This window comes from Mycobacterium sp. TH-M106 (assembly GCF_057473765.1).
Genome location: NZ_JBYCLE010000362.1, coordinates 1 through 4,044 on the forward strand (window position 1 = coordinate 1; position 4,044 = coordinate 4,044).

Here is a 4,044-nt window from a genome sequence, read left to right on the forward strand (position 1 = left end):
CATATCGACATGCGTTGGATCACATCTGCGTTGACCGAAGTCGAGTTGCCGAGAGCTGTTCGGGCCGTCGCACCAGAGGGGCTGCCTGAAGTACCGATGGTGTTGGCCAGGTTGGACCGCTTTGAAATCGATTCAGTCATCCGCTCGACGGCAGCAGCGTACCCCGAAGCCGCATTGCGCTCGCTGGACGCGGTCCACCTCGCCACTGCTCAAACCGCGGGGGCAACGGCGCCGTTGGCCGCGATGGTCGTGTACGACAAGCGCCTCGCCGCCGCCGCGAGCGCCCTCGGGCTGCCGGTCGTAAGCCCCGGCGAAGCGTTGTGAAACCGGCCGTTCGACCGACCGGCGCCGAATTGCACAAGCACTACCGGCCCGGCACCTGGCTGCCGCACTGTTCGCTGGCACCGCGAGCAAGACAGGACGAGCTGCCGCTGGTGGCGGCGACGGTGTTCGACATGGTGCCGCTGCGAGCCCGGCTGGATCGCGCTGCGCTGGTGAACAGCGCGTCAGGTGAAATCTTCCCGCTGACGTCGCTACTATGATATTCAGGTAAACAAAAGTCGCGTATCAAGGAAAAAAGCTTATCCTGGACGGAGCGATCCACGGATTGGCTGCCTCATGATGACGACGACAACCGCGTGCCGAATGTGTGGCACTGCATCACTGGAGAATGCGCGGTTTTGCCACTCCTGTGGTTCGCCGATGACTGCGGTCACCAGCCCGGCCGAGTTCAAGCAGGTGACGGTGTTATTCGCCGATGTGGTGCATTCGATGGATATCGCTTCGGCGGTGGGTGCCGAGCGGTTGCGCGAGATCATGACCGGGTTGTGTGACCGGTGTGCGGCGGTGGTGCAGCGGTTTGGCGGGACGGTGGATAAGTTCACCGGCGACGGGATCATGGCGGTTTTCGGTGCGCCCGTCGCGTTGGAGGACCATGCGCTGCGGGCGTGTCTGGCGGCGTTGGAGATCCAACGCGGGACCGCTGCGGCCGGTGATGTTGGGCTGCAGCTACGGGTCGGCCTGAACTCCGGTGAGGTGGTCGCCGGTGAGATTGGTTCTGGGCCGGGCGGTTATACCGCGATCGGCGCCCAGGTCGGACTGGCGCAGCGGATGGAGTCGGTGGCTCCGCCGGGTGGGGTGCTGCTCAGCGAATCGACCGCGCGGTTGGTCGAGGGTCGGGTGGTGTTGGCTGAGCCGGAGTTGGTGCAGATCAAGGGCGCCGCCGAGCCGGTGCGGGCACGTCGGCTGTTGGCGGTGGAATCGCACCACGAGGCGGTCGGGCGTACGGAGGCGAGCCTGGTCGGTCGGCGTTGGGAGCTGACGGCTATGGAGGCGATGCTGGAGCGGGCCATCGACGGCCGCGGCGGGGTGGTCGGCGTGGTCGCACCACCGGGGATCGGCAAAAGCCGGCTGGCCCGCGAGGTGGCCGCCATGGCCGCCGACCGTGGTGTCGAGGTGTTCACCACGTTCTGTGAGGCCCACGCCGCCGAGATCCCGTTTCATGTGGTGGCGGCGCTGCTGCGCGCGGCTACCGGGGTGGTCGACCTGGACCGCAGCACTGCCCGGGCGGCGCTGCGGGTCCGAGTCCCCGATGCCGATGAGCAGGATCTGTTGCTGTTCGACGATCTGCTCGGTATTGCCGATCCCGATGTCGAACTGCCCCGGATCGATCCTGATGCGCGGCGGCGGCGATTGACCGGGCTGGTCAATGCGACCACGCTGGCACGCACGTCACCGCGGGTCTATGTGATCGAGGATGCGCACTGGATCGACGAGGTCAGCGAGTCGATGTTGGCCGAGTTCATGGCGGTGATCCCGCAAACCCCGTCGCTGGTGGTGATCACCTACCGTCCGGAATACCACGGCGCGTTGTCCCGGCTGGCCGGTGCTCAAGCGATTGCCCTTGCACCACTGAGCGATTCGGAATCATCGGCGTTGATCACCGAGTTGCTTGGCCCGGATCCGTCGGTGGGCGAGTTGGCTGGTGTGATTGGCGAGCGCGCTGGTGGGAATCCGTTCTTTGCTCAGGAGATCGTGCGGGATCTTGCTGAACGCGGTGTGCTACGGGGAACGCGAGGCGCCTACCTGCTTTCCGGTGCGCCCGACGAGGTGAGTGTGCCGGCGACTCTGCAGGCCACCATCGCCGCCCGCATCGACCGGCTGGAACCGGCTGCCAAGCAGACGCTGCGCGCCGCTGCGGTGATCGGATCGCGGTTCAGCGTAGACCTTTTGGTGGACCTGGACATCGGCCCGGCGCTCAACGACCTGGTGAAAGCCGAGTTGATCGATCAGGTCAGATTCACCCCGCACGCCGAATACGCATTCCATCACCCGCTGATCCGAACGGTGGCTTATGAATCGCAGCTCAAGTCCGACCGCGCCGCGCTGCATCGGCGCCTCGCCGCCGTCATCGAAGCACACGACCCGACAGCAGCCGACGCCAACGCAGCGCTGATCGCCGAGCACCTGAAAGCCGCCGGTGACCTGCGGGCGGCGTACTCCTGGCACATGCGCGCCGGCGCCTGGTCGACCAACCGCAATATCGCTGCGGCCCAGGTGAGCTGGGAGCGGGCCCGTCAGATCGCCGATGCATTGCCCGCGGATGACCCGGACAAGCTGGCGATGCGTATCGCTCCGCGCACGCTGATCTGCGCCAACGGGTTCCGAAGTCGGGTTCCTGTTGCCGGATTGAGGTTTGACGAGTTGCAGCAGTTGTGCTCGACTGCCGGGGACAAGGCGTCGCTGGCGGCAGGGATGGCCGGGCTGGTCGGTGAACATTATTTTCATGGGCAGCTGTTTGCGGCGTCGAAGGTGGCCTCCCAACACCTGGCTCTTGTCGAGTCGATCGGCGATCCGGTACTGACAGTCGGGCTATCTATCACATCGATCGCAGTCAAGGTCGCGACCGGTGAGATGGCGGATGTGCTGCGGTGGTCGCAAGCGATCATCGACTTCGCCGAGGGCGATCCCACCAAAGGGAACTTCATTATCGGGTCACCGTTGGCGTTCGCCTTGGCCTCCAGGGGTTTCGCCCGCTGGGCGTTGGGCCGCTCTGGATGGCGGGAAGACATTGACCATGCCATCGCGATGGCCCGCAGCGCCGACCCGCTGACCTACTGCATTTGTGTTACCTGGACGTACGGTGCGGCGGTACTCAATGGGGTACTGCTGCCCGACGACGACGCGCGGCGGGACATCGATGAAGCATTGAGCGTCGCCGAGCGGTCCGCTGACGACATCGCTCTCGGTATGGCTATGTGGTCGCTGATAACAGCTCTGCTGTACGAGGAATCACCAGACGATGAGCGACCGCTTGAACTACTGGGACAGCTTCGCGACATGTGCGCCCAGGGCCGTTTCTACTTATCCGAGATTCGGTGCATCGACATGTGGACTGCGCTTGCGTTAGGCAGGCGGGGAGATCTCGATCAGGCGATACCGCTGGCTCGGCGCGCGCTCAATGACTGTTTCGCTGCCGGGCAGCACGGATACTGCGCTGGGGCGGCTGGGATTTTGGGTGCGTTGCTCGTAGACCGCGGCAGCAGCGACGATCTGGATGAAGTCCAAGCGGTGATCGACCGTTTGGCCGCCGCTCCGCTGAGTGGCGATTACGTGTTGCGAGACCTCACCCTGCTCCGGCTGCGGGCGCTGCTGGCGCGTGTACGCGGCGACGAGGTGCGCTACCGGGATTTCGCGGCCCGCTACCGCACGATGGCAACCGACCTCGGGTTCGAGGGGCATATCGCGCTGGCGGAGGCGATGACGTGACCGTGTGTGCGGCGTGTGCCACCGAGTTGCAGGATGATGCGCGGTTCTGTTCGCGGTGTGGCGCACCTATCGCAGCGCCCACGTCAGCCGAGTTCAAGCAGGTGACGGTGTTATTCGCCGATGTGGTGCATTCGATGGATATCGCGGCGGCGGTGGGTGCCGAGCGGTTGCGCGAGATGATGACCGGGTTGTGTGACCGGTGTGCGGCGGTGGTGCAGCGCTATGGCGGGACGGTGGACAAGTTCACCGGCGACGGGATCATGGCGGTGTTCGGTG

The 4,044-nt window shown here is 65.1% G+C and carries 4 protein-coding genes; all 4 read left to right on the plus strand.

Features of this window, described 5'->3' with window-relative positions:
• Nucleotides 1-324, plus strand: a 324-nt coding sequence (locus AC2VOP_RS12765) for a PIN domain-containing protein (RefSeq protein WP_486961313.1), incomplete at its 5' end; no start/stop codon positions are given.
• Entirely contained in the window at nt 321-542 is a 222-nt protein-coding gene (locus AC2VOP_RS12770) for a hypothetical protein (RefSeq protein ID WP_486961314.1), read from the plus strand. The genes AC2VOP_RS12765 and AC2VOP_RS12770, both read left to right, overlap by 4 nt.
• A gap of 79 nt (nt 543-621) precedes the next feature.
• Nucleotides 622-3,768: an ATP-binding protein gene (locus tag AC2VOP_RS12775; RefSeq protein WP_486961315.1), complete on the plus strand. Its 3,147-nt coding sequence runs from the start codon at nt 622-624 to the stop codon at nt 3,766-3,768.
• 2 nt (nt 3,769-3,770) lie between these two features.
• Nucleotides 3,771-4,044 (plus strand): adenylate/guanylate cyclase domain-containing protein (locus tag AC2VOP_RS12780; protein WP_486961316.1); only part of this gene is annotated, 274 nt, incomplete at its 3' end.

Excerpts from the sequence above, each read along its gene's own strand:
- AC2VOP_RS12775 (WP_486961315.1), top strand. The coding sequence starts at position 622 with ATGACGACGACAACCGCGTGCCGAATGTGTGGCACTGCATCACTGGAG.